Below are 26,846 nucleotides of genomic sequence, written 5' to 3' on the forward strand. Positions count from 1 at the left end.
TCCTCGGGTTGTGGTCAGGGGGATGGGCTGGGTCGGTCGAGCGCCCGGCCGAGATGGGCGGCGATCTCGTCGACGTACGGCGGGTCGAGCAGCGCCAGATGGTGTCCGGCCACCCGGACGACCTCCAGGTCCGGGCACACCTCGTCCCAGCCCAGCGCCTCGTCGGCCCGCTCGTAGGCGGGGTCGCGCACGGTGTGCGGGGCGGGCGCGCCGGCCCGGTACAGGACCACCGGCCCGTCGTACGGGCCCGGACGGTGTGCCTCGCCGATCCTCAGGTCGAGGTAGGAGGCGCGCTGGTGCTCCAACGCGGCGGGCGGCACCTCGGTGGACGCGCCCAGGGCCTTCAGCACGGTGTCGATGCACTGCTCGTCGTCGTCCATCGCCACGAGGTCGTCGTACGGCAGCTCCAGCCGGACTCCGTAGGTGTCGGCGACGTGGGCGGCGAAGCCCTCGAAGTGCGCCCGGACCCGGTCCGCCGACATCAGGCCGGGGTGGACGAGGGGGCGTACGGAGTCGATGAGGACCAGCAGCTGTACGCCCCGTCCCGCGTCGGCCAGCTGCCGCGCGGTCTCCTGGGCGACGAACCCCCCGAAGGACCAACCGCCCAGCAGCACCGGCCCGTCGGGGTGTGCGGTGCTGATCGCCCGGGCGTACAGCCGGGCCTTCTCCGGCACCGTGCGGGCCTCCTCGATCCTGTCGAGCCCGAACACCGGCTGCTCGTCGCCGAGCCGCTCGGTGAGCGGCCGGTACACGGTGGTCGGCCCCCCGGCGGCGTGCACGAGGAACAGGGGAGGACGGGAGCCGGTGGCGCGCAGGGGACGCGGCCGCACGCCACCGGCCGACTGGGGAAGGCCCTGCTCGACACGGGTGGCGGCCTCGCCGACGGTGGCGGCGCCGAGCAGGTCGCGCAGGGGCAGCTCGATGCCGAACTCGCGCTCCAGGGCGGTACGGACGCGGACGGCCATCAGCGAGTCGAGGCCGAGGCCGGCGAGAGCGGTGTCCGGGGTGATGCGGTGGGGGGGATGGCCGCTGACGGCGGCGATGTGGTGGCTGAGGCGGTCCAGGACCGGGGAGGGGACCGCCGTGTGCGCGGTGCCCTCGGCGGACGGCTCGCCCGTCCTGCCATGGCGTGGTGCGGACACGACCGCAGGAGGCCGCGTCGCGTCCGCAGGGCGGCCGGCCCGTGACGCGCCGGCCGCCGGCGCAGCCGCGCCCGTCCTGCCGTCCGTCCACCAGTGCCGCACATGACGCCAGCGCGGCCCGGGCACGTCGACGACCCGGCCGGGCGGGAGCGGCAGCCGCTGCCCGGCGGCGTACAGCGCGCCCAGTTGTGCGGCGAACGCGGCCGATCCGTCGGCGTCACGGCGCAGGGTGGCCAGGGCGAGGGCGCCGGGCGCGGAGTCGGTGACGGCACCCGTGAGGACCGGATGGGGAGAGATCTCCAGGAACGCGGTGTGTCCGTCGGCGGCGGCGGCCGCGACGGCCCGGTCCAGGCGAACCGGCCGCCGCAGGTTGGCGGCCCAGTGGGCGGCGTCGAACGTACTCTCGCCGCGTGGGTCGTCGAGGACGGTGGAGTACACGGGCAGCCGCGGCCGGCGCCCCAACACATGGGCCAGCCCGTCGGCCAGCTCCGGCAGCAGCCCGTCGACCTGCGGGGAATGCCCGGCACCGACGACCCGCATCGACCGGGCCGCCCGGCCCTCCTTCTCCAGCAGCCTCACCAGCCGGCCCACCGCCGCCTCCTCACCGGTGACGACCTTCTGCCGGGGCGAGGAGTGCACGGCGACATGGACGCCCGGGAAGTCCTCGGCCAGGCGGCCGAGTTCGGAATCGTCGAGGTCGACGACGGCCATCGCCCCACCCCGCAGTCCGCTCAGCAGCCGGGCGCGTACCGCGACGACGCGCGCGCCGTCCGGCACGTCCAGGGCACCCGCGCACACGGCGGCGGCCACTTCGCCCATGGAGTGACCGATCACGGCCGCGGGCTCGACACCGTAGGAACGCCACAGCTCCGCGAGCGCCACCTGGAGGCCGAACAGCAGGGGTTGGGCGGTCTCCAGGCGGTCCAGGCCGGTGCCGGACATCAGGTGGTCGTACAGGGACAGGCCGCCGCACTCCGCGGCGAGCTGCGGGTCGAGCTTCTCCACGGCGGCGGCGAACGCGGGCTCCTCCTCCAGCAGTCGGCGGCCCATACCGGGCCACTGGCAGCCGTAGCCGGAGAAGACCCACACCGTGCCGCGTCCCACGAGGTCGCGGTCGCCGGTGGCGACGCGTGCGTCCGGGCTGCCCGTCGCCAGGGCCCGCAGGGCATCGCCGAGTTCGGCCCGGTCGCGGGCGGCCACGGCGGCGCGTACGGGCCCCCGGGCGGTGCGTCCGGCGAGCGTGCGGGCGATGTCCGCCGGGTGCGCGGCACTGGTGTCCAGCCAGTCGGCGACCCGGGCCGCGGTGTCGCGCACCCGCCCGGTATCGGCGTCGGAGAGGAGGTGAAGCCGGACAGCGGGCTCGTCGGCCGATGTCGGTGGTGGGCCGACGGGCCGCCATTCCTCCAGTACGGCATGGGCGTTGGTGCCGCCGAAGCCGAACCCGGAGACTCCGGCGACGGCCGTGCCGCCGTAGCGGGGCCATGGCTCGGGCTCGGTCACCACGCGCAGCCGGTCGTCGTCGAGCGCGCTGCCGTCCGTGCAGTGCAGGGAGGGCGGGATCACGTCATGGTGCAGGGCGAGCACCGTCTTGACCAGGCCGGCGACGCCCGCGGCCGACTCCAGGTGGCCGAGGTTGCCCTTGACGGAGCCGAGCAACAGCGGCTGGTCGGGGTCACGGCCACCGCCGAGCACCGCGGCGAGCGCGCCCGCCTCGATCGGGTCTCCGAGCGGGGTGCCGGTGCCGTGCGCCTCGACGAAGTCGACCTCTCCCGGGGTGAGCCCGGCCCGCGTGTACGCGGTCTCCAACAGGGCTCGCTGGGCGGCTGGGTTGGGTGCCATCAACCCGTTCGACCGACCGTCGGAGTTGACGGCCGTCGTACGGATCACCGCCAGCACCCGGTCGCCGTCCCGCTCGGCGTGCGACAGCCGCTTCAGGATCACGGCAGCGCAGCCCTCGGCGCGCCCGATACCGTCGGCCGCGGCCGAGAACGGCTTGCACCGTCCGTCCGGCGCGAGGACGCCCGCCCGCTGGAAGGCGACGGTGACGGACGGTGACAACAGCAGGTTCACTCCGGCGGCGATCGCCGTCTCGCTGTCGCCGGCCCGCAGGCTGACGCAGGCGTGGTGCACGGCGACCAGCGAGGAGGAGCAGGCGGTGTCCACGGCCAGGCAGGGCCCGCGCGTGTCCAGGACGTACGCCAGCCGGCCCGCGGTGACGCTGAGGGCCGCGCCGGCCGGTGCCCAGGGGTCGACGGCGGCCGGGTCGGCGCCGGTGAGCTGGCCGTACTCCGGGGCGGAGACGCCGACGAAGACGCCGGTGGGGGTGCCCGCCAGGGATGCGGCCGGGACAGCGGCGTGGCCGAGCGCCTCGTGGACGACCTCCAGCAGGATCCGCTGCTGGGGGTCCATCACCGCGGCCTCGCGCGGCGTGATGCGGAAGAAGTCCGCGTCGAACCCGGCGATGTCGTCGAGATAGCCGCCGTACGGATGCGCGTCGGCGGGCGGGAAGGCGGTGAAGTCGCGCCAACGGTCCTCCGGTACGCGCCGGATCGCGTCGACGCCTTCGCACAGCAGCCGCCAGTAGTCGTCCGGGCCGTGCACCCCGCCGGGCAGCCGGCAGCCGACGCCGATCACCGCGACGGGCTCGGCGGGCGTGCCGGGCGCCATGACGAGCGGCGCGGGCCCGGGGGCCGTACCGCACAGCCGCGCCACCAGCGCCTCACCGGTCGGCGCCTCCCACAACAACGTCGGCGGAAGCTCGCAGCCCGTGACCCGGGACAGCTCCCCGGCCAGGGCGACGGCGTCCCGCGACGACATGCCAAGATCGGCCAACTGCCGGTCCATCGGCACGTCCTCCGGCGCCGTACCGTTCCACGAGGCCACCCGCTCGGCGATCACCCGCCGCAGCGCGCCCGCGTCGACGGCCCTCATCCGGCGGCCCTCGCGGCGTCATTGACGGCCGGGGCGACGGGTGGCGTGCCGTGCGCCGGGATGACGGCCGGGGGTGTGCTGCTCGCCGCGTCGGCCGGTGACGTGTGGTCGGCCGTCGCGTCGACCGATGCCGTGCCGCCCGTCGACACGTCTGCCGCCGGCCCACGCTCGGCCGGCGCGTGGACCGGGGACCCACCGCCCCCCGCCGCGTCGGCCGACGGCTGGTGACCGGCCGTCGCATCGCCCTGTGCCGCGCCGCCCGCCCCCACATCGGCGATCTCCCGGTACGCCCCTTCCAGGTATCGCGCCCGCGTCAGCGCCCGTGACACCTTGCCGCTGGAGGTACGCGCGACCGTCCCCGGCGGAACGAGCACGACGTCGTGAAGCCGCAGGCCGTGCCGTGCGGAAACGGCGCCGCGCACGGCCCGCACCACGCCCGGTACGTCGAGGTCGGCGAGGACCACGGTCCGCGCATGTTCGGCCACCACCACGACCCGCTCTCCCGACACGCCGGGCACGGCGAACGCGGCGAGCCGGTCCCGTCGCACGGCCGGATCCGCCTCCTGAGCCGTGGCCTCGAGGTCCTGCGGGTAGTGGTTGCGGCCATCGACGATGACGAGGTCCTTCAGCCGACCGGTGACGATCAGCTGCCCGTCCACCACCGCCCCCAGGTCACCGGTGCGCAGCCAACGCTGCCCCGACCCGACTCCGGCGTCCGCGAACCCGCCCTCGAAGACCCGCTCGCTCTCCTCCTCCCGGTTCCAGTAGCCGTTGCCGACGTTGGGCCCCTGCACCCAGATCTCGCCGACCTCACCCGGGGACAGCATGGCTCGACCGACCGGGTCGGCGATGCGGACGCACTGCCCCGCCGGAGTCCCGCAGCCGGCCAGCAGCACGGCCCCGGGGTCGTCCGGCCGGGCGGGCAGCGCCTTCCCCGCGGCGAGGGCGTCGCGGTCCAGGGCGAACCGGCTGAGCGGTACACCGGGCCGGGCGGCACTGACGAAGACGGTGGCCTCGGCGAGCCCGTACGAGGGGCAGTGTGTCGTGGGCGCCAGCCCCTGGTCGGCGAAGGCGGCGTGGAAGCGGTCGGCCGTGCCGGGGCGGACCGGCTCGCTGCCGTTGATCAGCGCGGCGACCCCGTCGAGCCGCAGGTCCGCCTTCTGGGCGTCGGTGACGGCGGAGGCGCAGTAGTCGTAGGCGAAGTTGGGTGCGGCGCTCAGGGCACGAGGATGCGCGGCGAGCAACCTCAGCCAGCGCACGGGCTCGTACAGAAAGGCGGCCGGATCCATCAGCACCGACAGCAGACCCCGCACCACGGGGGCGGCCACGCTGAGCACCAGCCCCATGTCGTGGTAGAGCGGCAGCCAGCCCACGCAGGTCACAGAACGGACGTCGACACGGTACGCGGTCAGTGCCTGGCGGGCGTTGGCGACGACGTTGGCGTGGGTGATCTCCACGCCGGCCGGAGCGCGGGTGGAGCCGGAGGTGTACTGCAGATACGCGGTGGCTCCGGCGTCGGGTTCGACCGGCCGCGCGTTGCGGGCCTCGTCGTCGGCGACCTCGTCCACGCAGACGACGGGCATCCGACCCCGTCCGCCACCACCGCCGTCGCCGCCGTCATAACCGCCCACCCGCTCGCAGAAGTCCCGCACCTCCTGCCGGGTGCGGCTCGTGGTCACCACGGCCGCCGGGCGCGCGTCGGCCAGGACACCCGCGAGCCGGTCCGCGTGCCCCGGCAGGCCCGGCGGATACAGCGGTACGGCCACCATCCCCGCGGCGAGCACCCCGAGGAACCCGGTGACGTAGTCCACCCCCTGCGGACACAGCAACGCGACCCGCGACCCCGGCTCCGCCTCCTGGGCGAGCCGGGCGGCGAGCGCACGCACACGCACGTCCAGGCGCCGCCAGGTCAGCGTGCGGTGGACGCCGCGCGAGTGCGGCGCGGGGTGATCGACGAAGGTGAACGCCCGGCGGTCCGGGGCGGCTTCGGCCCAGTGCCGCACGTACTGCGGCAGGGTGTGGCACGCGGGCACGAGCGGGGGGCGGCGACTGTCCATCTGGCGTGGCTCCTCACGTCCGGGATCGGCTGGCGGCAACTGCCGTTCCGGGCGGGTCAGATGCGGGGATGGTCGGGGACTGTGGGGGTTGGATGCGCGGGGCTTGCGGGCCCTCACCGGGTCGGCCGCGCAGCGCCCTCCGCATCCCTTTGGTCAGAGCGGGATGTTGCCGTGCCTGCGCTGCGGCAGGGGTGCGCGTTTGCCCCGCAGGGCACGCAGGGCATGGCAGATGTGGTCGCGGGTGTCGCGGGGGGCGATGACGGCGTCGACGTAGCCGCGTTCGGCGGCCAGGTAGGGCGTGCCGTGGGTGCGTTCGTATGTGGCGACCAGGCGGGCGCGCAGTGCCTCGGGATCGTCGGCGGCGGCGAGTTCGCGCCGGTGGAGGACGCCCACCGCGCCCTCGGCGCCCATCACGGCGATCCGCGCGGTGGGCCAGGCGAGGTTGATGTCGGCCCCCAGATGCTTGGAGCCCATCACGGCGTACCCCCCGCCGTACGCCTTGCGCACCACGACCGTGACCTTGGGGACGGTGGCTTCGGCATAGGCGTACAGCAGTTTGGCGCCGCGCCGGATGATGCCGCCCCGCTCCTGCCGTACGCCGGACAGATAGCCCGGCACGTCGGCGAAGGTCAGCAAGGGGATGCCGAACGCGTCGCAGAACCGTACGAAGCGTGCGGCCTTCTCGGAGGCGTCGATGTCGAGGACACCGGCGGCGTGCAGCGGCTGGTTCGCGACGACGCCGACCGACTGCCCTTCGACGCGGACCAGAGCACAGATGATGTTCGGCGCGAACAGCTCCTGCACCTCGAGCAGTTCACCGTCGTCGACGACCGCCCGCAGGACCTCCCGCATGTCGTAGGCCTGCCCGAGCCGGTCCGGGACGACGGAGTCGAGCCCGTCCCCGGCGGGTGCGCCCCCGGGCGCGTACTCCGGGGGCCGCTCCAGATTGTTGGCCGGAAGATACGCCAGCAGGTCGCGTACGGTGTCGAGGGCGTCCTCCTCGTCGGCGGCGAGGAAGTGGGCGTTGCCGTTGACGGCGTTGCTGGTGCGGGCGCCGCCCAGCTCCTCGGCGGTGGCGCGCTCGCCGGTGACCGCCTCGATGACGTCGGGGCCGGTGACGAACATGTGCGAGGCGCCGTCGACCATCACCGTGAAGTCGGTGATCGCGGGCGAGTAGGCGGCCCCGCCCGCGCACGGCCCCAGCACCACGGAGATCTGCGGGATCACCCCGGACGCCTGCACATTGCGGCGCACCAGCTCGGCGTAGAGGGCGAGCGAGGCGACGCCCTCCTGGATGCGGGCACCGCCGGAGTCGTTGAGCCCGATGACCGGGCAGCCGGTCTTCAGGGCGAGGTCCATCAGAGCGACTGTCTTCTCACCGAACGCCTCGCCCATGCTCCCGCCGAACACGGAGGAGTCCTGGGCGAACACGCACACCCGACGCCCGTCGACAGTGCCGTACCCGGTGACGACACCGTCGCCGTAGGGCCGCCGGTCACCGTCACCGGTGGGCCGTGCCCGGACGAACAGCCCGGTCTCGCTGAAGGACCCCTTGTCCACCAGCCGCTCGATCCGCTCCCGGGCCCCGAACTCCCCCCGCCTCCTCACTCCGCCGCCCACCAGCGCCTGCTCCTCGCGGCGGCCCAGATCAGCGATGCGCCCAGCGGTGCCGACGGGCCCGTGCACAACCTCTTTCGTCACAACCACCTCCGAAGTGGTTGTCGAATATGGCAGCGCGAGAGCGGGGGACTCGGCGAATCAGGGTGACGTGTGGGGGATTTGAGTGCTCAGCGACGCCTTTTCATCCCGCTGTGACAAGAGACCGGAAGTGCGGCGCCGCCAGGGGAGCGGGGCTACCGGGCAAGAACCACTACCCCAGCGCCGACTTCACCACATCGGCCAGCCGCCCCGCCACAGACCGAGCCTGCTCGATGTCCGCGGCCTCGACCATCACCCGCACCAACGGCTCGGTCCCCGACGGCCTGAGCAACACCCGCCCCGTGGATCCGAGCTCCCGCTCCGCCTCAGAAACGGCAGCTGCGAGCTCGGCCGAGTCGCCGACCCGGGACCGGTCCACGTCCGGCACGTTGACCAGCACCTGAGGCAACCGCTCCATCACCGACGCCAGCTCCCGCAACGTACGCCCGGTCTCAGCAACCCGCGCCGCCAGCAACAGCCCGGTCAGGGTGCCGTCACCAGTGGTCGCATGATCAAGAATGATCACGTGCCCGGACTGCTCGCCCCCCAGCGCGTACCCGTGCTCCTTCATCTCCTCCAGCACATACCGGTCCCCGACCGCCGTCTGGACGATCTTCAGCCCCTCACGCTCCATGGCCAGCTTGAAGCCGAGGTTGGACATGACAGTCGCGACAACGGTGTCGGAGCGCAGTGCGGAACGCTCCCGCATCGCCAGCGCGAGTACGGCCATGATCTGGTCCCCGTCGACCTCGTCACCGGTGTGGTCCACGGCGAGGCACCGGTCGGCGTCACCGTCGTGCGCGACACCGAAGTGGGCGCCGTGCTCGAGGACGGCGGCCTTCAGAAGACCCAGGTGCGTCGAGCCGCAGCCCTCGTTGATGTTGAGCCCGTCCGGCGACGCACCGATCGTGATCACCTCGGCCCCGGCCCGCGTGAACGCCTCCGGCGACACCCGCGCAGCGGCACCGTGCGCCTCGTCGAGGACGATCTTCAGCCCGTCGAGGCGGTTGGGCAGTACGGCGACGAGATGGGCGACGTACTTGTCGAACCCTTCCTCGTACTCGCGCACGCGCCCCACGCCCGCGCCCGTCGGCCGGTCCCAGGGGGCGCCGGTGCGGTGCTCCTCGTAGACGGTCTCGATGCGCTCTTCCAGCTCGTCGTCGAGCTTGTGGCCGCCGCGGGCGAGGAACTTGATGCCGTTGTCCGGCATGGCGTTGTGGCTGGCGGAGAGCATCACGCCGAGGTCGGCGCCGAGCGCGCCGGTGAGGTAGGCGACCGCGGGCGTCGGCAGCACGCCGACCCGCAGGACGTCCACGCCCGCACTCGCCAGCCCCGCGACCACGGCGGCCTCCAGGAACTCCCCGGACGCGCGCGGGTCCCGTCCGACCACCGCTGTCGGCCGGTGGCCCTCGAAGGTGCCCGCCTCGGCCAGTACGTGGGCCGCCGCGACGGACAGACCGAGCGCCATCTCGGCCGTGAGATCCGCGTTGGCGACACCGCGCACGCCGTCCGTGCCGAAGAGTCGTCCCACTTGTCCTCCTGAGAAAGCGTCGGTTTCGGAGATCATCCGATCACGTGAGCCTTTGAGCGTCTTGTGCCGTTATACGCCCGTGGCAGTGATAAACGAACGCCCCGGCGGCACTGTGGCGTGCCGCCGGGGCGTTCTGACGTACTGCGTACTGTCGAGGTACTGCGAGTACGAGCTGCAGGCAGCGAAGCTTAGCGCTTGCTGTACTGCGGGGCCTTGCGGGCCTTCTTGAGACCGGCCTTCTTGCGCTCGACCGCACGGTCGTCGCGGCGGAGGAAGCCGGCCTTCTTCAGCGCGCCGCGGTTGTTGTCGACGTCGGCCTCGTTCAGCGCGCGGGCGACACCGAGACGGAGCGCACCGGCCTGACCCGAGACACCGCCACCGGCGATGCGGGCGATGACGTCGTAGCGGCCCTCGAGCTCGAGAACCTTGAACGGCTCGTTGACTTCCTGCTGGTGCACCTTGTTCGGGAAGTAGTCCTCGAGGGTGCGACCGTTGATCTTCCACTTGCCGGTGCCCGGGACGATCCGGACGCGGGCGATGGCGTTCTTGCGACGGCCCAGGCCGGCGGCCGGCTGGGGCTCGCCGAAGCGGGACGCGAGCGACTCCGAGGTGTACTCACCCTCGACGGGGACCTCGGACTCGGTGGTGTAGCTGTCGATGTCAAGCTCTTCGAGCGGCTGCTCGGCAGTGGTCTCGGCCACGATGCTCCTCAGATTCTCTACGGTCTTAGGGGGTGGCCGGACTTACTGCGCGACCTGGGTGATCTCGAACGGAACCGGCTGCTGAGCAGCGTGGGGGTGGTTCTCGCCCGCGTAGACCTTCAGCTTCGAGAGCATCTGACGGCCCAGGGTGTTCTTGGGGAGCATGCCCTTGACGGCCTTCTCGACGGCCTTCTCGGGGTTGTTGGCCAGCAGGTCGTCGTAGCGGACGGAGCGCAGACCACCCGGGTAGCCGGAGTGGCGGTACGCCATCTTCTGGGTCCGCTTGTTACCGGACAGGTGCACCTTGTCGGCGTTGATGATGATGACGAAGTCACCAGCGTCGACGTGCGGCGCGTAGATCGGCTTGTGCTTGCCCCGCAGAAGGGTGGCGGCGGTGGTCGCCAGGCGACCCAGGACGACGTCCCGGGCATCGATGACGTGCCACTGGCGGGTGATATCGCCGGGCTTGGGGCTGTACGTACGCACGGTTCGTAGCCTTCGCTTCTTCAGTGAGTGGTCCTGACAGGTCACCAAAGACGATCACGACAGCCCTGACCGCACTGCGGTGACGCAAACCGCGTGCTGGTCGCTGGTCATCGGCCCGGTGGACCGGTGTAAGGGCCCGTCCCGTGAGAATGAGCAAGCCAATACACAACGAACAAGCAGACTACCGGGGTCACGCGGAAGGGTCAAAACGCGGCATCGCCGGTGGGCGCCCGTTGCTCCCGTCGCTGTGCGACGAAGCTACCAGGGATGCGGGGCTTACGAGGCATACGGCAGCAGTGGAGGCCGAGCGTGACCGCCAGAGTGCACAGCGTGAGGGCGTCCTTGAAGGCCCGGCGCTGCGCCGGTTCCAGATAGGGCCAGGTCAGGGCCGGGAGCTGCGGGACCAGGGCGAGCCAGAACCAGGGGCTGCGGGTGACCGAGCTCATATACGGCAGCCCTGCCAGCAGCAGCGGCAGAACGACCAGCAGATAGTGGTCGTAGGACGGGCGTGAGACAAGAAGCGCCGAGAGCATCAGGGCCGCCGCCGTCTCCGCGAGTCGCAGCGGGCCGGGGTCGGCGCGGCGCCAGCGGCGATGGGCGGCCAGGATGCCCCCGGCCGCCACGAGCAGCGCGATCCCCTCCGCCAGGGCCCCCGGCATTCCCAGCCGGGGCAGGACCGCCGCCGGCGAGGCTTCGTAGAGGCGTACGAAGCCGTCGTCGCCGTGCAGCAGGAAGGGGAGGGTGCGGGTGAAGAAGCCCGCCGGGTCGGGGAGGAGCAGTGCCGCTGCCGTGGACGCCAGCGCCGGGACCGCGATCATCACGCCCAGCGCCCGCCACCGCCGGGCGAGGACGAACAGCAGCGCCATCGGGGCCAGCAACGGCTTCAGTGCCACCGCCGCGCCGAGCACCACTCCGGCGGCCAGCCACCGTCCCCGTCCCGCCAGCAGCAGGGCGAGCGGCAGGGCCACCACAGCGGTGGCGGTCCAGTTGGCCAGCAGCACCAGGTGCGCGAAGGGCGCGAACCCCACGGCCGGCCCGACGAGCCCCAGCACAGCGAGGCGGCTGCGCAGCCCCACCCCGTGGTGACGAAGGGCACAGGCCCAGCCGGCGACCAGGCAGCCGGTCACCGCCACCGGCACCAGCACCCGCAGCGCCGTCAGCGGCAGCAGGGCCTGCGGGGCCGCGGCCAGCACCGCGCCAGGGAGATAGAGGAAGTGCGGGTCGTCGTACGGGGAACCACCCGCCAGCCAGGTCCGCGCCGCCCGTACGACGATCGCGTTGTCCATGCCGCCGTCCGGCCTCGCCCGGGCCACCCGCGCCGCGCCGGCCCCCAGCACCGCCACGAGCACCACCCACAGATGCCAGGACGCCCGTCGTACCAACCACCCGGAGATGTCGCTTTTGCCCTCGCTCATCGACTGAACGCTAGGGGCCCGAGAGCTTCTTGAGGCGGACCGGCACACCCCTTGCCCGTCTAAGATGCGGCCCATGAGCTTTGGGCAGCAGGGGGGACCCCAGTCCCAGTGGGATCCCTGGAAACCGCAATCCCAGCAGCAGCCGTGGACCGGCGGCGCCGATGAGACGCCCGACTGGGCCGCGCTCGCCGAGGCGTCGGAGACGCGCAACAAGCGGCGCAGGCTGGTGTTCATCGTCGGCGGCGCGCTCGCCACCGTGGGGATCGCCGCCGCCGTCGCGGTGGCCGTGGTGTCGTCGAACGGCGGCAAGAACGAGAACAAGCCGACCAACGGGCTGCCCGCGACCGCGGACATCCCGAGCGAGTCCAACGCCCCGGCCCCGTCGTTCGAGCCGACGAGCGCCCCGCCGCCGCTGGACCCGAAGGACTTCATCTCCAGCAAGAACAAGGACACGGCCCCGCTCAGCGCGGAGATCCTCTTCCCGGGCACGCAGGTGACCGCGGGCGAGACCGTGTACAAGAAGGGCGCGACCGCCGACACGACGGACTGCGCGTCGGTTGCCCAGAAGACCCTCCCGAAGGTCCTGACGTCGAACGGCTGCACCCGCGTGCTGCGCGTCTCGTACGTCAAGGACGGCATCGCCGTCACGATCGGCGTCGCCGTCTTCGACACCGAGGCGCAGGCGATCAGGGCGAAGAAGCAGGCCGACGACGCCAGCAGCATCAAGTCGCTCGACGGCAAGGGCATCAAGCCGTTCTGCAACGCCGCGATCTGCCGTACGACCACCAACTCCTACGGGCGTTACGCCTACTTCACGAGCGCCGGCTTCATCAACGGCGAGGACGTGACGACGAAGGACACGAAGGTCTTCCAGGCGGGCGACAACCTGCAGGCCTTCGCGTACGACCAGATCCGCAAGCGGGGCGAGGCCCAGGCGTCGGCCGCTGCGAACGGGTAGCCCGGTTGACTCCTGACCGCATATTTCTCACAACTCCCCCATGGACCATCCATAGGTGCCAGGGTTGAGGGGCCAGAATCAAGGGGCCGCGGTGTGCTGAGGCATGCCGCGGCGAGATCTGTTGCTGCCTCAACGCACCTTTGATCTCACGGGGGTTCCGAAGTCGTCATGTCGCACACTGGCCGACGGGGGCGTACCGCACCCGCGGTACACGCCCACCAACCCGCCACCGGCCTGGCTGGTCACCATCGCCCGGTTCCGCAAACCGTCCCGCTGGCACGGCAGTTGAGGAGATCCCCCCACGCATCCCTCATTCGTCCCCGCAACCAAGGCGGACCACATGACTGAAGCGATCCTTCTCGTGGGCGGACAGGGCACCCGGCTGCGGCCCCTGACCAGTCACACCCCCAAGCCGCTGCTCCCCGTGGCCGGCGTGCCGTTCCTCACGCACCAGCTGGCCCGCGCGGCCGCGGCCGGGGTCACCCGGATCGTAGTCGCCACCTCCTACCTGGCGGAGCTCTTCGAGGCGGAGTTCGGCAACGGCAGCGGCCTCGGCCTGAAACTGGAGTACGTCACCGAGGAGACCGCCCTCGGCACCGGCGGCGCCATCCGCAACGCCGCCGAACGACTCCACAGCGCCCCCGGCGACCCGGTGCTGGTCTTCAACGGCGACATCCTCTCCGGCGTGGACCTCGCCGCCCTGCGCGACGGCCACCAGGCCTCCGGCGCCGACGTCACCCTGCACCTCAAGCGGGTCCCCGACCCACGCGCCTTCGGCCTGGTCCCGACCGACACCGAAGGCCGCGTCCAGGCCTTCCTGGAGAAGCCGCGGACGCCGGAGGAGATCACCACGGACCAGATCAACGCGGGCTGCTACGTCTTCACCCGCTCGGTCATCGACCGCATCCCGCCGGGCCGCGTCGTCTCCGTCGAACGCGAGACGTTCCCCGAGCTGCTGACGTCCGACGCCCACGTCCGGGGCGTGGTGGACGACGCCTACTGGCTCGACCTCGGCACTCCGGCCGCCTTCGTCCAGGGCTCGGCGGACCTGGTACGCGGCAGAGTCGCCTCCCCCGCGCTCCCCGGCCCGACCGGTGACGCCCTGGTCCTGCCCCGCGCCCAGGTCCACCCCAGCGCCGTTCTCAGCGGCGGCACGGTGGTGGCCACCGGTGCCGTGGTCGGCGAGGGCGCGGTCGTCGAGGGCAGCGTGGTCATGGCCGACGCCCACATCGCGGCACGGGCCGGCGTGTACGCCTCGGTGGTGGGCAGGCAGGCCCGGATCCACGAGCACACGAGGCTCGACAACGTGGTCGTCGGAGACGGCGCCCACGTCGCCGAGGGCAACGAACTCCCACCCGGCCTGCGCATCGCCTGCGGCGCCCACGTCCCCGCCTACGCCGTACGCACATCGGCCGCCCCGACGGCCTGCACAGCACCCCATTCGGAGAGGCATAGCTCAGCGGCCTAGTGCCCCGGCAGGCAACGTTCGCCCGTTGAGGAGCGGCGTCCGGTGCGTGCTCTCGGCGTGCTGGGTACAGGCCCTCGTACTGGACGTACTCGGGTTTGTGCCCGGTGCGGCGAGTGGGGGGCACCTCCCACGCCCTTAAGGCAGCGGGGGAGCGTACCGGGCGTCGCGACGGGGCGAATGTCGCCTGTTGGGGCACTAGCAACACCCGGCGGTCCCGGGCAGAGTCCGCCTGTTCCGCGCCTCCTTGTTCCGCGCGGCAAGCAACTCGTCGGCGGGATAACCGACTTCCTCCAGCGTCAGCCCATGCGGCCGTACGACATGAACGGCGGAGTCCCGCACCCCGGCGCCCAGCACCTTCCCGGGCCAGTCGGCGGGCCGATGCCCATCTCCCACGAACAACAGCGCCCCGATGAGGGACCGCACCATGTTGTGGCAGAAGGCGTCGGCCCGCACGGTGGCGGTGATGATCCCGTCGTCACCGCGCACGAGGCTGAGCTCCTGCAGCGTACGAATGGTGGTCGCGCCCTCACGCCGCTTGCAGTAGGCGGCGAAGTCATGCTCACCCAACAGCCGTTGGGCAGCGGCATTCATCGCATCGACATCAAGTGGCCAGTCATGCCAGAGGACATGGTTGCGCAGCAGCGGATCAACACCGCCGGGATTGTCGGTGACGCGATACGCGTACCGCCGCCAGACCGCCGAGAACCGCGCATTGAAGCCACTGGGCGCCTCCCTGAGGGCCCACACCCGGACATCCCGGGACAGACGCCCGGCAAGCCGCTTGAGCAGCTTCTCGTGATGCTCACCCCAGACCTCCCGCGGCAGATCCACATGCGCGACCTGCCCGCGGGCATGGACCCCGGCATCGGTCCGCCCGGCCACGGTCAGCTCGTACGTCTCCCGGGACCGCGTCACCGTACGCAGGGCGTCCTCGATCTCTCCCTGCACGGTCCGCCGCCCCCCGGCCTGCTTGGCCCACCCGGAGAACTCGGTCCCGTCGTAGGAAAGGTCGAGGCGTACCCGCACATGTCCGGGCTGTACTTCGTCACTCACAAGGAGATCCTCTCAGGACCGGATCCTCTTCAAGAACAGGACCGGATCCTCTTCAAGAACACGAGAACGGGCCCGCCCCCCGAAAGGGACGGACCCGCTCAACGCAAGGCAGAGCCTCAGGCGTCCTTCGACTCCTCGGCGGCGGCCTCCTCGGCCGGAGCCTCAGCAGCCTCCTCGGACTTGGCCTCGACGGCCTCGTCCTTCTTGAGGGCGTCTTCCTTGACCGCACGCTTGGTGGCGGCCTCGGCCTCGCCGGTGGCCTGCTGCGCGACCGTCAGCGCCTCGACCAGCTCGATGACAGCCATGGGCGCGTTGTCGCCACGGCGGTTACCGACCTTGGTGATACGGGTGTACCCACCCGGACGGTTCTCGTACCGCGGGCCGATCTCGGTGAAGAGCGTGTGGACGATGCTCTTGTCCGTGATGACCTGGAGCACCTGACGGCGGTTGTGAAGGTCACCCTTCTTCGCCTTGGTGACCAGACGCTCGGCGTACGGCCGCAGACGGCGGGCCTTCGCCTCGGTGGTGGTGATACGGCCGTGCTCGAACAGCGCCTTCGCGAGGTTCGCAAGAAGCAGCTTCTCGTGCGCGGCACTGCCGCCCAGACGGGCACCCTTGGCGGGCTTCGGCATGGTGTCTCTCCTAGGTGTCTGCCCCGGCCGTATCAGGTACCGAGGTCAGTATCCGAGCAGGCGGATGCCTGTCGAAGATCCGGACAAGGCCCCGAAGGGGCCTGTCCGGAAGGGGCGCGAGGCGGTGTCGATATGCGACTCCGTCGCGTGGGCGCGATCAAGCACAGCGCGCCCGCACCCGAAAACGGACCGTCTGGCCCGAGCTCTTAGTACTGCTCGGTCTCCACAAAGCCCGCGTCCGCGTCGTCGTCGGCACCAAAGGCGTCGGCGGCGGCGGTCGGGTCAAATCCAGGCGGGCTGTCCTTCAGGGCAAGACCCATCCCGGCCAGCTTCGCCTTGACCTCGTCGATGGACTTCGCACCGAAGTTACGAATGTCCAGGAGGTCGGCCTCGGAGCGGGCGACGAGCTCACCCACGGAGTGGATGCCCTCACGCTTGAGGCAGTTGTACGAACGGACGGTGAGCTCCAGCTCCTCGATCGGCAGCGCCAGATCGGCAGCGAGCGCGGCATCCGTCGGCGACGGACCCATGTCGATGCCCTCGGCGTCGATGTTGAGCTCACGGGCGAGCCCGAACAGCTCGACCAGCGTCTTACCGGCAGAGGCCATGGCGTCACGCGGACGCATCGCCTGCTTGGTCTCGACGTCGACGATCAGCTTGTCGAAGTCGGTGCGCTGCTCGACGCGGGTCGCCTCGACCTTGTAGGTGACCTTGAGAACCGGCGAGTAGATGGAGTCGACCGGAATACGGCCGATCTCCTGCCCGACCTGCTTGTTCTGGACGGCGGAGACGTAGCCGCGGCCGCGCTCGACGGTCAGCTCCATCTCCAGCTTGCCCTTGCCGTTGAGCGTGGCGAGGACGAGGTCGGGGTTGTGCACCTCGACACCGGCCGGCGGCGCGATGTCGGCGGCGGTGACCAGACCCGGGCCCTGCTTGCGCAGGTACATCACGACCGGCTCGTCGTGCTCCGAGGAGACGACCAGCTGCTTGATGTTGAGGATCAGGTCGGTGACGTCGTCCTTGACGCCCGGCACGGTGGTGAACTCGTGCAGGACACCGTCGATACGGATGCTGGTGACAGCCGCACCGGGGATCGACGACAGGAGGGTCCGGCGCAGGGAGTTGCCGAGGGTGTAGCCGAAGCCCGGCTCCAGCGGCTCGATGACGAACCGGGAGCGGAACTCGTCGACGACCTCTTCGGTCAACGAGGGACGCTGAGCGATCAGCATGTGTGGATCAGATCCTTCTCTCGTGGACGCCCGCTATTTGACGTCCGACGGAACCGCACGTTTCACAGTGCGGGTATTGCAAGGGTACGGGCGGCACGCCCCCGAAGAGCCGTACCGCCCGGAACCTCAAGACAACCGAGCCTCAGACGCGGCGGCGCTTGGGCGGACGGCAGCCGTTGTGCGGGGTCGGGGTGACGTCCTGGATGGAGCCGACCTCGAGACCGGTCGCCTGCAGCGAACGGATGGCGGTCTCACGACCGGAACCCGGACCCTTGACGAACACGTCGACCTTGCGCATGCCGTGCTCCTGGGCGCGGCGGGCAGCCGACTCGGCGGCCATCTGCGCGGCGAACGGCGTGGACTTCCGAGAGCCCTTGAAGCCGACGTGGCCGGCGGAGGCCCAGGAGATCACGTTGCCCGACGGGTCCGTGATCGACACGATGGTGTTGTTGAACGTGCTCTTGATGTGCGCGTGGCCGTGAGCGACGTTCTTCTTTTCCTTGCGGCGCACCTTCTTGGCAGCGCCCTGACGACCCTTGGGGGGCATCTATAACTCCTACGGGAGGTGGTCGGTCCTACAGCGAAGACCGCTGGACGGCAAGTCCGCTGCGGACTACTTCTTGCCCGGCTTCTTCTTACCGGCAATGGCGCGACGCGGGCCCTTGCGGGTGCGGGCGTTGGTGCTGGTGCGCTGACCGCGGACGGGCAGACCACGACGGTGACGGAGACCCTGGTAGCAGCCGATCTCCACCTTGCGGCGGATGTCGGCCTGGACCTCGCGACGGAGGTCACCCTCGGTCTTGATGTTGTTGTCCACGTACTCGCGGATCGCGACGAGCTGCTCCTCGGAGAGGTCGCGAACGCGGGTGTTCGGGTCGACGCCGGTCGCAGCCAGCGTCTCCTGCGAGAGGGTCCGGCCGATGCCGAACACGTAGGTGAGGGCGACCTCCACACGCTTTTCGCGCGGGATGTCAACACCGGAAACGCGTGCCATTCAATGGCTCCAGTTGATCTTCGGAGGTCTTCCACAGAACCGGATCCCAGCCGCCGTACCAGGTACGAACTGGGTCCCCGGCCTCCGAACCGGGGGTATCAGGCAAAGGCTCACGCCGCCTGGGTCCTGCGTATGAACATATTCAGCTCGCGTCGCGCGAAAACTCTGCGATATCGATGCAGAGGGATCGGTCGATCGTGCGTCAGCCCTGGCGCTGCTTGTGGCGCGGGTTCTCGCAGATGACCATGACCCGGCCGTGACGGCGGATCACCCTGCACTTGTCGCAGATCTTCTTGACGCTCGGCTTGACCTTCATGGGATGTGAGGTTCTCCGGGTCAGTTGCCGGCCGCCCCGCAGGGAACACGGGACGTGGGCAAGATCTACTTGTACCGGTAGACGATCCGGCCACGCGTCAGGTCGTACGGAGACAGCTCCACCACGACCCGGTCGTCAGGGAGGATGCGGATGTAGTGCATACGCATCTTGCCGCTGATGTGTGCCAGGACCTGGTGGCCGTTCTGGAGCTCGACCTTGAACATGGCGTTCGGAAGAGACTCGACGACAGTGCCCTCGATCTCGATGGCACCTTGCTTCTTGGCCACGCTTCGCCCTTCGAATCGACTACCTTGATCAACTCCCGCTGCACTTACACACTCCGTACGGACGTACGAAGACATGCGGGTACACGAGAGCCGACGAGTCAGTCTACGTCAGCGCACTCGGAAAGACGAATCGAGGAAGGATGCCCCACACGGGAGATCATTAAGCCAGCGGATCCGGAGCCGCAGTGATCCCGTACTCGGCAAGCTTCGCCTTACCACCGTCAGGCGCCGTCAGCACCAACGGCCCAGCCTCGGTCAGCGCCACCGAGTGCTCCCAGTGCGAGGACCACGTGCCGTCGGTCGTGATGACCGTCCAGTCGTCCTCGAGCACCTCGGTCTTGGGCGTCCCCAGCGAGACCATCGGCTCGATCGCGAGGCAGAAGCCGGGGACCAGCTTCGGGCCCTTGCCCCGCTTGCGCTCGACGTAGTTCAGCAGGTGCGGGTCCATGTGCATCTCGGTGCCGATGCCGTGGCCGCCGTAGTCCTCGATGATCCCGTACCGGCCGCCGCCGGGCTTCGGCTGGCGGCGGATGTACGTCTCGATGGCCCGGGAGATGTCGACCAGCCGGCCGCCCTGCTTCATCGCCGCGATCCCGGCCCACATCGACTCCTCGGTCACCCGCGAGAGCTCGACCAGCTCCGGAGCGTGACCGGACCCCACGAAGGCGGTGTACGCGGCGTCGCCGTGCCAGCCCTCGATGATCGCGCCGGCGTCGATGGAGATGATGTCCCCGTCCTTGAGAACGACGTCCTCGGAGGGGATGCCGTGCACGACGACGTCGTTCACGGACGTGCAGATCGTCGCGGGGAAGCCGCCGTAGCCGAGGAAGTTCGACTTCGCCCCGTGCTCCGCGATGACCTTGCGGGCGACCTCGTCCAGGTCCCTGGTGCTGGCCCCTGGCACCGCGGCCTCACGCGTGGCCGCGTGAATGGCGGCGACGACCAGCCCCGCCACACGCATCTTGGCGATCTGCTCGGGGGTCTTGATCTGCACCATGCTGGGTTGCGCCTCCTGGCCACTGACATCGCGACACCCCAGGATACGCGTACGTACAGACGTACGCCGAAGCGACCGAGCATCCGTCGGGGACGGCAAAGCCCCGGTTGAGGCGGGCACATTGAGTCGCCTGCATCAACCGGGGCTTCACTGCTCCGTGGGGCTCAGTCGCTCTCCCTGATCACCGGGGAGACCACGCAGCCACCACCGTGCCAACACAGCAGCATATCGTGCGGCCACGTACCAATGAGGTCCAGGTCCGTTGCCCAGTCGCAACCCGCGTCGCCACCATCGTCGATGGTGGCGATGACGACGATTCGCCCCTGGGGCGTGAGCTGCCGCACCTTGCCGGTGACGCCATGGCCGTCAGCCTTGGTGTCACAGACTTTGAAGTCGTCCCCATCGTCGATGAACGTCATGGTGCCACGGCCGCTCGGCAACTGAATGCCAACGTTGCCAGCCGCAGCCGGGCCCGCCGCGAAACCGATCGCCATGGCAGCGGCCGCGGCGACGATGGAGCCACGCTTGAGCATGGTGCCCACCATTGAAAACCCCCTGTTTTTCGGGTCGCGAACGACCCAACTCGCTTGTGCGACACGGCAGTTGAGGCCGCGCTCCGCACTGGTCGACTCGACCCTATCGATCAAGATTTCGAGTGTCCACGCATATTCGAACTTCGAGCAAAGGAGATGTGAAGAAGCCCCCGTCGTCCCTGGTGGACGACGGGGGCTTCCTTACGAAATATCGAACGCCGCTACTGACCGTCCTCGTCACGCTGAAGCGCCTCCATGGCGCGAGCCGTGACCTCCTCGACCTTGCCGAGCGCGGAGATGGTCACGACCAGCCCCTGCGCCTTGTAGTAGTCGATGATCGGCTCGGTCTGCGTGTGGTAGACCTCCAGCCGCTTGCGGACCGTCTCCTCGGAGTCGTCGTCCCGCTGGTACAGCTCGCCACCGCAGACGTCACAGACGCCCTCCTTCTTCGGCGCGCTGTACGTGACATGGAAGACGTGGCTGGAGTCCTTGCGGCAGATCCGCCGCCCGGCGATCCGCTTGACGACCTCTTCCTCGGGGACCTCGAGGTCCAGCACGGCGTCCAGCTTCATGCTCTCGGACTGGAGCGTCTCGTCGAGCGCCTCGGCCTGGGACACGTTGCGCGGAAAGCCGTCCAGCAGGAAGCCGCCCTCGGCGTCCGGCTGTTCCATGCGGTCCTTGGCCATCCCGATGGTGACCTCGTCCGGCACCAGGTTGCCCGCGTCCATGTAGGACTTCGCAAGCTTCCCCAGCTCCGTCTGCCGGCTGATGTTGGCGCGGAACAGGTCGCCCGTGGAGATGTGCGGGATCGACAGGTTCTTGGCCAGGAACGCGGCCTGCGTTCCCTTCCCGGCACCCGGCGGCCCGACGAGGACGATTCGCATCAGCGGAGGAACCCTTCGTAATTGCGCTGCTGGAGCTGGCTCTCGATCTGCTTCACCGTCTCGAGACCGACACCCACGATGATCAGGATGCTTGTCCCGCCGAACGGGAAGTTCTGGTTTGCACCGAGAGGTGCCAACGCCATCGTCGGTACGAGAGCGATCAGACCCAAGTACAGCGAGCCCGGCCAGGTGATCCGGTTGAGCACGTAGGAGAGGTACTCGGCGGTCGGTCGGCCAGCCCGGATGCCCGGGATGAAGCCACCATACTTCTTCATGTTGTCTGCGACTTCCTCGGGGTTGAACGAGATGGCCACGTAGAAGAACGCGAAGAAGATGATCAGGAAGAAGTAGAGGATGATGTGCGCCGGAGCGTCCGTCTGCGCGAGGTTCTTTTCGATCCACGTCTTCCAGCCGGAAGTTCCAGCGGCGAACTGCGCGATCAGTGCCGGGATGTACAGCAGTGACGAGGCAAAGATCACAGGGATGATGCCCGCCTGGTTGACCTTCAGCGGAATGTACGTCGACGTGCCGCCGTAGGACCGGCGGCCGATCATGCGCTTCGCGTACTGGACCGGAATACGGCGCTGAGCCTGCTCGACGAAGACCACCAGGCCGACCACGACCAGGCCGACGGCGACGACGATGCCGAACTCGATCCAGCCGCCGGCCAGGGAGCCCTGCTCCTTGATGGCCCACAGCGCGGCCGGGAAGGTCGCGGCGATCGAGATGAACATCAGGATCGACATGCCGTTACCGATGCCGCGGTCGGTGATGAGCTCACCGAGCCACATGACGACGGCCGTACCGGCGGTCATGGTGATGACCATGACGACGGTGGTGAAGATCGAGCGGTCCGGCACGATCTGGCTGCCGACCGAGCACTGGCTGAACAGCGCGCCGCTGCGGGCGGTGGCGACGAGGCCGGTGCCCTGCAGGATGGCGAGCGCCACCGTCAGGTAACGGGTGTACTGCGTGATCTTCGCCGTACCGGCCTGGCCCTCCTTCTTGAGGGCTTCCAGGCGCGGGATGACGACGGTCAGCAGCTGCAGGATGATGCTCGCCGTGATGTACGGCATGATCCCCAGTGCGAAGATCGTGATCTGCAGCAGTGCGCCACCACTGAACATGTTGACCAGACCGAAGAGGCCCGTGGTGGCGTTCGCCTGGTCGATGCAAGCCTGGACGGCCGTGTAGTCGACGCCTGGGATCGGGATGTGGGTACCGATCCGGTACACCACGATGATGCCGAGCGTGAAGAGCAGCTTCTTGCGCAGGTCGGGCGTCTTGAACGCCCGGGCGAACGCGGTGAGCACGGTGCCTCCTGCGACCCCCGCGCTACTGCGTCAAGGGTGACGGTCTTGAGGTTCGACTAATGGGGACGACTTAGCTAACGGTCAACTGCCGCTCAGAGTGCCTCACAAGAAGCACTCAGTAAAAGTGGGCAGTGCAGGCCACCTTACCCGCGAGACTGCCCCCTTGGAACGACCGACCGGGGATACCCCATTTGTGGGGTATCCCCGGTCGGGATCGCTCAAGTCATCAAGACGCCTGAGGTGTTCAGACGAGCTCGGTGACGGTACCGCCGGCGGCGGTGATCTTCTCCTTGGCGGAGCCGGAGACGGCGTCGACCGTCACCTGCAGCGCCACGGAGATCTCGCCCTGGCCGAGGACCTTGACGAGGCTGTTCTTGCGAACGGCACCCTTGGCGACGAGACCCTCGACGGTGACCTCGCCACCCTCCGGGTACAGCGCGGCCAGCTTGTCGAGGTTCACGACCTGGTACTCGGTCTTGAACGGGTTCTTGAAGCCCTTGAGCTTCGGGAGACGCATGTGGAGGGGCATCTGCCCGCCCTCGAAGCGCTCCGGAACCTGGTAGCGGGCCTTGGTGCCCTTGGTACCACGACCGGCCGTCTTACCCTTCGACGCCTCACCACGACCGACACGGGTCTTAGCGGTCTTGGCGCCCGGGGCGGGACGGAGGTTGTGGATCTTGAGCGGGTTGTTCTCCGCCATGATCAGTCGACCTCCTCGACCGTCACGAGGTGACGGACGGTGTGCACCATGCCGCGGAACTCGGGGCGGTCCTCCTTGACGACCACGGTGTTGATCCCCTTGAGACCAAGCGACCGCAGGGTGTCACGGTGGTTCTGCTTGCTGCCGATGTACGACTTCGTCTGCGTGACCTTGAGGCGAGCCATTACGCACCCGCCCCGGCACGTGCACGGAGAAGAGCCGCGGGGGCGACGTCCTCGAGCGGCAGACCGCGGCGGGCCGCGACCTCCTCGGGACGCTGCAGGCCCTTGAGGGCCGCCACGGTCGCGTGCACGATGTTGATCGCGTTGTCGGAGCCGAGCGACTTCGACAGGATGTCGTGGATACCGGCGCACTCGAGCACGGCACGCACCGGACCACCGGCGATAACGCCGGTACCCGGGGACGCGGGCTTGAGCAGCACGACGCCGGCAGCCTTCTCACCCTGGATGGGGTGCGGGATGGTGCCCTGGATACGGGGGACCTTGAAGAAGTGCTTCTTGGCCTCCTCTACACCCTTGGCGATGGCGGCCGGCACCTCCTTGGCCTTGCCGTAACCGACACCCACGGTGCCGTCACCGTCGCCCACCACGACCAGCGCGGTGAAGCTGAAGCGACGACCACCCTTCACAACCTTGGCGACGCGGTTGATCGCGACAACGCGCTCAACGTACGCGGTCTTCTCGGCAGCAGCTGCGCCGCCGTCACGGCCCTTCCGGTCCCGCCGCTCGCCGCCACCGGCACCGCCACCGCGGCGCTGGGGTCCAGCCATTGGAATTACCTCTCTCTGTTTCCGCTAGCTACGCGGCAACCAATCAGTCGCTGCCGCGACGGGCGGCTCTAGAACTTCAGACCGGCTTCGCGGGCGGCGTCCGCCAGAGCGGCGATGCGCCCGGCGTACTGGTTGCCACCACGGTCGAATACGACAGCCTCGACGCCCGCGGCCTTGGCGCGCTCGGCGACCAGGGCGCCGACCTGCTTGGCCTGCGCGGACTTGTCGCCCTCGCCACCGCGGACCGAAGTGTCCAGGGTGGACGCCGACGCCAGGGTGTGACCCTTGATGTCGTCGATCACCTGGGCCACGATGTGGCGGTTCGAGCGGGTAACGACCAGACGGGGACGCTCCGCCGTACCGGCGATCCGCTTGCGGATCCGGATGTGACGGCGCTTGATCGCGGCGCGCTTGTAGGCGTCGCCCTTCAGGATCTTCTGTCCGTATGCCATGGCTTACTTACCCGCCTTTCCGACCTTGCGGCGGATGACTTCGCCCTCGTACTTGACGCCCTTGGCCTTGTACGGGTCGGGCTTGCGCAGCTTGCGGATGTTGGCCGCAACCTCGCCGACCTTCTGCTTGTCGATGCCCTCGACCTGGAAGCGGGTCGGGGACTCCACCTTGAAGGTGATGCCCTCGGGTGCCTCGACGGTGATCGGGTGGCTGTAGCCGAGCGCGAACTCGAGGTTCGAACCCTTGGCCTGCACGCGGTAACCGACACCGCTGATCTCGAGCTTCTTCACGTAACCCTGGGTCACGCCGGTGATCATGTTCGCCACCAGCGTGCGGGACAGGCCGTGCAGGGCCTTGTTCTGACGCTCGTCGTTGGGGCGGGTGACGCTGAGCACGCCGTCCTCACCCTTGGCGATGTCGATCGGCGCGGCAACGGTGTGGCTCAGGGAACCCTTGGGGCCCTTGACCGAGACCGTACGGCCGTCGATGGTGACGTCCACGCCGGCGGGAACCGTGATGGGGAGCTTGCCAATGCGCGACATAGCTGTTTCCTCCGTTCCCTTCCGCTACCAGACGTAGGCGAGAACTTCTCCGCCTACGCCCTTCTTGCCGGCCTGCTTGTCGGTGAGGAGCCCGTGGGACGTGGAGATGATCGCCACGCCGAGGCCGCCGAGCACCTTCGGCAGGTTGGTGGACTTCGCGTACACCCGGAGACCGGGCTTGGAGATCCGCTTGATGCCCGCGATGGAGCGCTCACGGTTGGGGCCGAACTTCAGCTCCAGGACGAGGTTCTTGCCGACCTCGGCGTCCTCGACCTTCCAGCCCGTGATGAAGCCCTCCTGCTGGAGGATCTCCGCGATGTGCGACTTGATCTTCGATGCCGGCATCGTCACAGAGTCGTGGTATGCCGAGTTCGCGTTCCGCAGACGCGTAAGCATGTCTGCGATCGGATCAGTCATGGTCATGAATTGGCCTTCGGCCTCTCTCGCCGGGGTTTCCTGGTGCGCCATCCCTCTCCCCGATCCGAGACGGGACGGGTGCGGCGCGGTGGACCTACGGCGTAGTAAGCAGTCATTTGCGGGCGCTGCCCGCGGGCGTAAGGGCGACCGTCAGGCGCCCAACCCTCCAAGCCTAAGCCATGGAAGGGAGGGCGCCTGACACGCCCATTGCTTACCGAGAGCCTCTGGAATCCCTAAAAGGGGGATTACCAGGAGCTCTTGGTCACGCCCGGCAGCTCGCCACGGTGAGCCATCTCACGAAGGCACACGCGGCACAGGCCGAACTTGCGGTACACGGAGTGGGGACGGCCGCAGCGCTGGCAGCGCGTGTAACCACGCACACCGAACTTGGGCTTGCGAGCAGCCTTCGCGATCAGAGCCTTCTTCGCCATCTCGCTCACGCCTCCTTGAAGGGGAAGCCGAGGTGACGAAGGAGCGCGCGGCCCTCAGCGTCGTTGGTCGCCGTGGTCACCACGGTGATGTCCATACCCCGGGTGCGGTCGATCTTGTCCTGGTCGATCTCGTGGAACATGACCTGCTCGGTGAGACCGAAGGTGTAGTTGCCACGGCCGTCGAACTGCTTGGGGGACAGACCACGGAAGTCGCGGATGCGCGGAAGCGCGAGCGACAGGGTGCGGTCCAGGAACTCCCACATGCGGTCGCCACGAAGCGTGACGTGGGCACCGATCGGCTGGCCCTCACGCAGCTTGAACTGCGCGATGGACTTACGGGCCTTGGTGACGGCCGGCTTCTGACCGGTGATCGTGGTGAGGTCGCGGATGGCGCCCTCGATCAGCTTGGAGTCGCGGGCGGCGTCGCCCACACCCATGTTGACCACGATCTTGACGAGGCCGGGGATCTGCATGACGTTCTCGTACTTGAACTCGTCACGCAGCTTGCCCGCGATCTCCTCGCGGTACTTCGTCTTCAGACGCGGAGTGGTGGTGGTAGCCATCAGATGTCCTCACCCGTCCGCTTGGCAACGCGGATCTTGTTGCCTTCGTCGTCGAAGCGGTAACCGACACGCGTGACAACCTTGTTGCCGTCCTTCTCAACGACCAGCTGGACGTTGGAGACGTGGATCGGCGCCTCGGTCGTGACGATGCCACCGGCCTGCGAACCGCGAGCGGTCGGGCCGGCCTTGGTGTGCTTCTTGACCCGGTTGACACCCTCGACCAGGACGCGGTCCTCGCGGGGGAAGGCCGCGATGACCTTGCCCTGCTTGCCCTTGTCCTTACCGGTGATGACCTGGACCAGGTCGCCCTTCTTGATCTTCATGC

Annotated in this window: 29 protein-coding genes; 2 read left to right on the forward strand and 27 right to left on the reverse strand. The window is 69.3% G+C overall.

Annotation, left to right across the window (positions count from 1 at the left end):
- Positions 1-14 precede the first annotated feature (14 nt).
- The 7 genes from AQJ91_RS10795 to AQJ91_RS10825 form a co-directional block, all read right to left on the reverse strand.
- Positions 15-4,073, reverse strand: coding sequence for a type I polyketide synthase (locus AQJ91_RS10795; protein WP_067018950.1), 4,059 nt, complete (start codon positions 4,071-4,073; stop codon positions 15-17).
- Positions 4,070-6,130, reverse strand: coding sequence for a fatty acyl-AMP ligase (locus AQJ91_RS10800; protein WP_234382027.1), 2,061 nt, complete (start codon positions 6,128-6,130; stop codon positions 4,070-4,072). Before AQJ91_RS10800 ends, AQJ91_RS10795 begins: the two co-directional genes overlap by 4 nt.
- A gap of 153 nt (positions 6,131-6,283) precedes the next feature.
- Complete coding sequence (locus tag AQJ91_RS10805) at positions 6,284-7,831, reverse strand: acyl-CoA carboxylase subunit beta (RefSeq protein ID WP_407696843.1); 1,548 nt, start codon at positions 7,829-7,831, stop codon at positions 6,284-6,286.
- Positions 7,832-8,000: 169 nt separating this feature from the next.
- A complete protein-coding gene (gene glmM / locus AQJ91_RS10810; protein ID WP_067018956.1) occupies positions 8,001-9,359 on the reverse strand; it encodes a phosphoglucosamine mutase in 1,359 nt (452 codons plus the stop codon).
- Between the two features lie 188 nt (positions 9,360-9,547).
- Positions 9,548-10,060, reverse strand: coding sequence for a 30S ribosomal protein S9 (gene rpsI, locus AQJ91_RS10815; RefSeq protein WP_067018959.1), 513 nt, complete (start codon positions 10,058-10,060; stop codon positions 9,548-9,550).
- 42 nt (positions 10,061-10,102) lie between these two features.
- On the reverse strand, positions 10,103-10,546 hold the full coding sequence (gene rplM, locus AQJ91_RS10820) for a 50S ribosomal protein L13 (RefSeq protein ID WP_067018962.1): 444 nt from the start codon (positions 10,544-10,546) through the stop codon (positions 10,103-10,105).
- Positions 10,547-10,749: 203 nt separating this feature from the next.
- Complete coding sequence (locus tag AQJ91_RS10825) at positions 10,750-11,961, reverse strand: glycosyltransferase family 87 protein (protein ID WP_067018965.1); 1,212 nt, start codon at positions 11,959-11,961, stop codon at positions 10,750-10,752.
- A gap of 73 nt (positions 11,962-12,034) precedes the next feature.
- On the opposite strand from AQJ91_RS10825, the gene AQJ91_RS10830 reads away from it, so the two are divergent.
- Together AQJ91_RS10830 and manB are read left to right on the forward strand one after the other, a co-directional pair.
- Positions 12,035-12,919, forward strand: a complete 885-nt coding sequence (locus AQJ91_RS10830; protein WP_067018968.1) for a hypothetical protein — start codon at positions 12,035-12,037, stop codon at positions 12,917-12,919.
- A gap of 340 nt (positions 12,920-13,259) precedes the next feature.
- Positions 13,260-14,387, forward strand: a complete 1,128-nt coding sequence (gene manB / locus AQJ91_RS10835; protein WP_067018969.1) for a mannose-1-phosphate guanylyltransferase — start codon at positions 13,260-13,262, stop codon at positions 14,385-14,387.
- Between the two features lie 195 nt (positions 14,388-14,582).
- On the opposite strand, the gene truA is transcribed toward manB, so the two are convergent.
- From truA to rplX, 20 genes are all read right to left on the reverse strand, one after another.
- Complete coding sequence (gene truA / locus AQJ91_RS10840; RefSeq protein ID WP_067018972.1) at positions 14,583-15,440, reverse strand: tRNA pseudouridine(38-40) synthase TruA; 858 nt, start codon at positions 15,438-15,440, stop codon at positions 14,583-14,585.
- Between the two features lie 116 nt (positions 15,441-15,556).
- Positions 15,557-16,072 carry a 50S ribosomal protein L17 gene (gene rplQ / locus AQJ91_RS10845; protein WP_067018975.1) on the reverse strand — a complete coding sequence of 172 codons (516 nt, stop codon included), beginning with the start codon at positions 16,070-16,072 and terminating at the stop codon, positions 15,557-15,559.
- A 206-nt stretch (positions 16,073-16,278) separates the two neighbouring features.
- Positions 16,279-17,301: a DNA-directed RNA polymerase subunit alpha gene (locus AQJ91_RS10850; protein ID WP_067018978.1), complete on the reverse strand. Its 1,023-nt coding sequence runs from the start codon at positions 17,299-17,301 to the stop codon at positions 16,279-16,281.
- A gap of 142 nt (positions 17,302-17,443) precedes the next feature.
- The gene (gene rpsK / locus AQJ91_RS10855) at positions 17,444-17,848 is read right to left on the reverse strand and encodes a 30S ribosomal protein S11 (protein WP_003956432.1); all 405 of its coding nucleotides are present in this window, start codon (positions 17,846-17,848) and stop codon (positions 17,444-17,446) included.
- Positions 17,849-17,914: 66 nt separating this feature from the next.
- Positions 17,915-18,295 (reverse strand): 30S ribosomal protein S13, encoded by a 381-nt coding sequence (gene rpsM / locus AQJ91_RS10860; RefSeq protein WP_067018981.1) that lies wholly within the window; start codon positions 18,293-18,295, stop codon positions 17,915-17,917.
- A 202-nt stretch (positions 18,296-18,497) separates the two neighbouring features.
- The gene (gene rpmJ / locus AQJ91_RS10865) at positions 18,498-18,611 is read right to left on the reverse strand and encodes a 50S ribosomal protein L36 (protein ID WP_003998809.1); all 114 of its coding nucleotides are present in this window, start codon (positions 18,609-18,611) and stop codon (positions 18,498-18,500) included.
- Positions 18,612-18,676: 65 nt separating this feature from the next.
- Positions 18,677-18,898: a translation initiation factor IF-1 gene (infA, locus tag AQJ91_RS10870; RefSeq protein ID WP_003948620.1), complete on the reverse strand. Its 222-nt coding sequence runs from the start codon at positions 18,896-18,898 to the stop codon at positions 18,677-18,679.
- A gap of 160 nt (positions 18,899-19,058) precedes the next feature.
- Positions 19,059-19,895 carry a type I methionyl aminopeptidase gene (gene map, locus AQJ91_RS10875; RefSeq protein WP_067018984.1) on the reverse strand — a complete coding sequence of 279 codons (837 nt, stop codon included), beginning with the start codon at positions 19,893-19,895 and terminating at the stop codon, positions 19,059-19,061.
- A 164-nt stretch (positions 19,896-20,059) separates the two neighbouring features.
- Positions 20,060-20,428 carry a hypothetical protein gene (locus AQJ91_RS10880; RefSeq protein ID WP_159054528.1) on the reverse strand — a complete coding sequence of 123 codons (369 nt, stop codon included), beginning with the start codon at positions 20,426-20,428 and terminating at the stop codon, positions 20,060-20,062.
- Between the two features lie 221 nt (positions 20,429-20,649).
- The gene (locus tag AQJ91_RS10885; RefSeq protein WP_067018990.1) at positions 20,650-21,312 is read right to left on the reverse strand and encodes an adenylate kinase; all 663 of its coding nucleotides are present in this window, start codon (positions 21,310-21,312) and stop codon (positions 20,650-20,652) included.
- Positions 21,312-22,625, reverse strand: coding sequence for a preprotein translocase subunit SecY (gene secY, locus AQJ91_RS10890; protein WP_067018993.1), 1,314 nt, complete (start codon positions 22,623-22,625; stop codon positions 21,312-21,314). The genes AQJ91_RS10885 and secY overlap by 1 nt, the downstream gene beginning before the upstream one ends.
- A 244-nt stretch (positions 22,626-22,869) precedes the next feature.
- A complete protein-coding gene (gene rplO, locus AQJ91_RS10895; RefSeq protein WP_067018996.1) occupies positions 22,870-23,325 on the reverse strand; it encodes a 50S ribosomal protein L15 in 456 nt (151 codons plus the stop codon).
- A gap of 2 nt (positions 23,326-23,327) precedes the next feature.
- A complete protein-coding gene (gene rpmD, locus AQJ91_RS10900) occupies positions 23,328-23,510 on the reverse strand; it encodes a 50S ribosomal protein L30 (protein WP_006376032.1) in 183 nt (60 codons plus the stop codon).
- Complete coding sequence (rpsE, locus tag AQJ91_RS10905; RefSeq protein ID WP_007494753.1) at positions 23,510-24,115, reverse strand: 30S ribosomal protein S5; 606 nt, start codon at positions 24,113-24,115, stop codon at positions 23,510-23,512. The genes rpmD and rpsE overlap by 1 nt, the downstream gene beginning before the upstream one ends.
- 68 nt (positions 24,116-24,183) lie before the next feature.
- Positions 24,184-24,567: a 50S ribosomal protein L18 gene (gene rplR, locus AQJ91_RS10910; RefSeq protein WP_067018998.1), complete on the reverse strand. Its 384-nt coding sequence runs from the start codon at positions 24,565-24,567 to the stop codon at positions 24,184-24,186.
- Between the two features lie 3 nt (positions 24,568-24,570).
- A complete protein-coding gene (gene rplF, locus AQJ91_RS10915; protein ID WP_067019000.1) occupies positions 24,571-25,110 on the reverse strand; it encodes a 50S ribosomal protein L6 in 540 nt (179 codons plus the stop codon).
- 24 nt (positions 25,111-25,134) lie between these two features.
- Entirely contained in the window at positions 25,135-25,533 is a 399-nt protein-coding gene (gene rpsH, locus AQJ91_RS10920; protein WP_007384075.1) for a 30S ribosomal protein S8, read from the reverse strand.
- A 239-nt stretch (positions 25,534-25,772) separates the two neighbouring features.
- The gene (locus AQJ91_RS10925) at positions 25,773-25,958 is read right to left on the reverse strand and encodes a type Z 30S ribosomal protein S14 (protein ID WP_003948630.1); all 186 of its coding nucleotides are present in this window, start codon (positions 25,956-25,958) and stop codon (positions 25,773-25,775) included.
- 5 nt (positions 25,959-25,963) lie between these two features.
- Positions 25,964-26,521: a 50S ribosomal protein L5 gene (gene rplE / locus AQJ91_RS10930; RefSeq protein WP_020135807.1), complete on the reverse strand. Its 558-nt coding sequence runs from the start codon at positions 26,519-26,521 to the stop codon at positions 25,964-25,966.
- Entirely contained in the window at positions 26,521-26,844 is a 324-nt protein-coding gene (gene rplX, locus AQJ91_RS10935) for a 50S ribosomal protein L24 (RefSeq protein WP_003992365.1), read from the reverse strand. Before rplX ends, rplE begins: the two co-directional genes overlap by 1 nt.
- Between the last annotated feature and the right edge of the window lie 2 nt (positions 26,845-26,846).

Origin of the sequence: Streptomyces dysideae, assembly GCF_001514305.1 — a bacterium.
Lineage (GTDB): Bacteria > Actinomycetota > Actinomycetes > Streptomycetales > Streptomycetaceae > Streptomyces > Streptomyces dysideae.

Excerpts from the sequence above, each read along its gene's own strand:
- rplX (WP_003992365.1), bottom strand. The coding sequence starts at position 26,844 with ATGAAGATCAAGAAGGGCGACCTGGTCCAGGTCATCACCGGTAAGGAC.
- AQJ91_RS10850 (WP_067018978.1), bottom strand. The coding sequence starts at position 17,301 with ATGCTGATCGCTCAGCGTCCCTCGTTGACCGAAGAGGTCGTCGACGAG.
- rpsM (WP_067018981.1), bottom strand. The coding sequence starts at position 18,295 with ATGGCACGCGTTTCCGGTGTTGACATCCCGCGCGAAAAGCGTGTGGAG.
- rpsE (WP_007494753.1), bottom strand. The coding sequence starts at position 24,115 with ATGGCTGGACCCCAGCGCCGCGGTGGCGGTGCCGGTGGCGGCGAGCGG.
- manB (WP_067018969.1), top strand. The coding sequence starts at position 13,260 with ATGACTGAAGCGATCCTTCTCGTGGGCGGACAGGGCACCCGGCTGCGG.
- AQJ91_RS10795 (WP_067018950.1), bottom strand. The coding sequence starts at position 4,073 with ATGAGGGCCGTCGACGCGGGCGCGCTGCGGCGGGTGATCGCCGAGCGG.
- AQJ91_RS10885 (WP_067018990.1), bottom strand. The coding sequence starts at position 21,312 with ATGCGAATCGTCCTCGTCGGGCCGCCGGGTGCCGGGAAGGGAACGCAG.
- rplF (WP_067019000.1), bottom strand. The coding sequence starts at position 25,110 with ATGTCGCGCATTGGCAAGCTCCCCATCACGGTTCCCGCCGGCGTGGAC.
- AQJ91_RS10825 (WP_067018965.1), bottom strand. The coding sequence starts at position 11,961 with ATGAGCGAGGGCAAAAGCGACATCTCCGGGTGGTTGGTACGACGGGCG.
- rplQ (WP_067018975.1), bottom strand. The coding sequence starts at position 16,072 with ATGCCGAAGCCCGCCAAGGGTGCCCGTCTGGGCGGCAGTGCCGCGCAC.
- map (WP_067018984.1), bottom strand. The coding sequence starts at position 19,895 with ATGGTGCAGATCAAGACCCCCGAGCAGATCGCCAAGATGCGTGTGGCG.
- rpsH (WP_007384075.1), bottom strand. The coding sequence starts at position 25,533 with ATGACCATGACTGATCCGATCGCAGACATGCTTACGCGTCTGCGGAAC.
- rplR (WP_067018998.1), bottom strand. The coding sequence starts at position 24,567 with ATGGCATACGGACAGAAGATCCTGAAGGGCGACGCCTACAAGCGCGCC.
- rpmD (WP_006376032.1), bottom strand. The coding sequence starts at position 23,510 with ATGGCTCGCCTCAAGGTCACGCAGACGAAGTCGTACATCGGCAGCAAG.
- AQJ91_RS10830 (WP_067018968.1), top strand. The coding sequence starts at position 12,035 with ATGAGCTTTGGGCAGCAGGGGGGACCCCAGTCCCAGTGGGATCCCTGG.
- AQJ91_RS10925 (WP_003948630.1), bottom strand. The coding sequence starts at position 25,958 with ATGGCGAAGAAGGCTCTGATCGCGAAGGCTGCTCGCAAGCCCAAGTTC.
- AQJ91_RS10800 (WP_234382027.1), bottom strand. The coding sequence starts at position 6,130 with ATGGACAGTCGCCGCCCCCCGCTCGTGCCCGCGTGCCACACCCTGCCG.
- rplO (WP_067018996.1), bottom strand. The coding sequence starts at position 23,325 with ATGGCGGAGAACAACCCGCTCAAGATCCACAACCTCCGTCCCGCCCCG.
- rpmJ (WP_003998809.1), bottom strand. The coding sequence starts at position 18,611 with ATGAAGGTCAAGCCGAGCGTCAAGAAGATCTGCGACAAGTGCAGGGTG.
- rplE (WP_020135807.1), bottom strand. The coding sequence starts at position 26,521 with ATGGCTACCACCACCACTCCGCGTCTGAAGACGAAGTACCGCGAGGAG.
- rpsK (WP_003956432.1), bottom strand. The coding sequence starts at position 17,848 with ATGCCCCCCAAGGGTCGTCAGGGCGCTGCCAAGAAGGTGCGCCGCAAG.
- AQJ91_RS10880 (WP_159054528.1), bottom strand. The coding sequence starts at position 20,428 with ATGCTCAAGCGTGGCTCCATCGTCGCCGCGGCCGCTGCCATGGCGATC.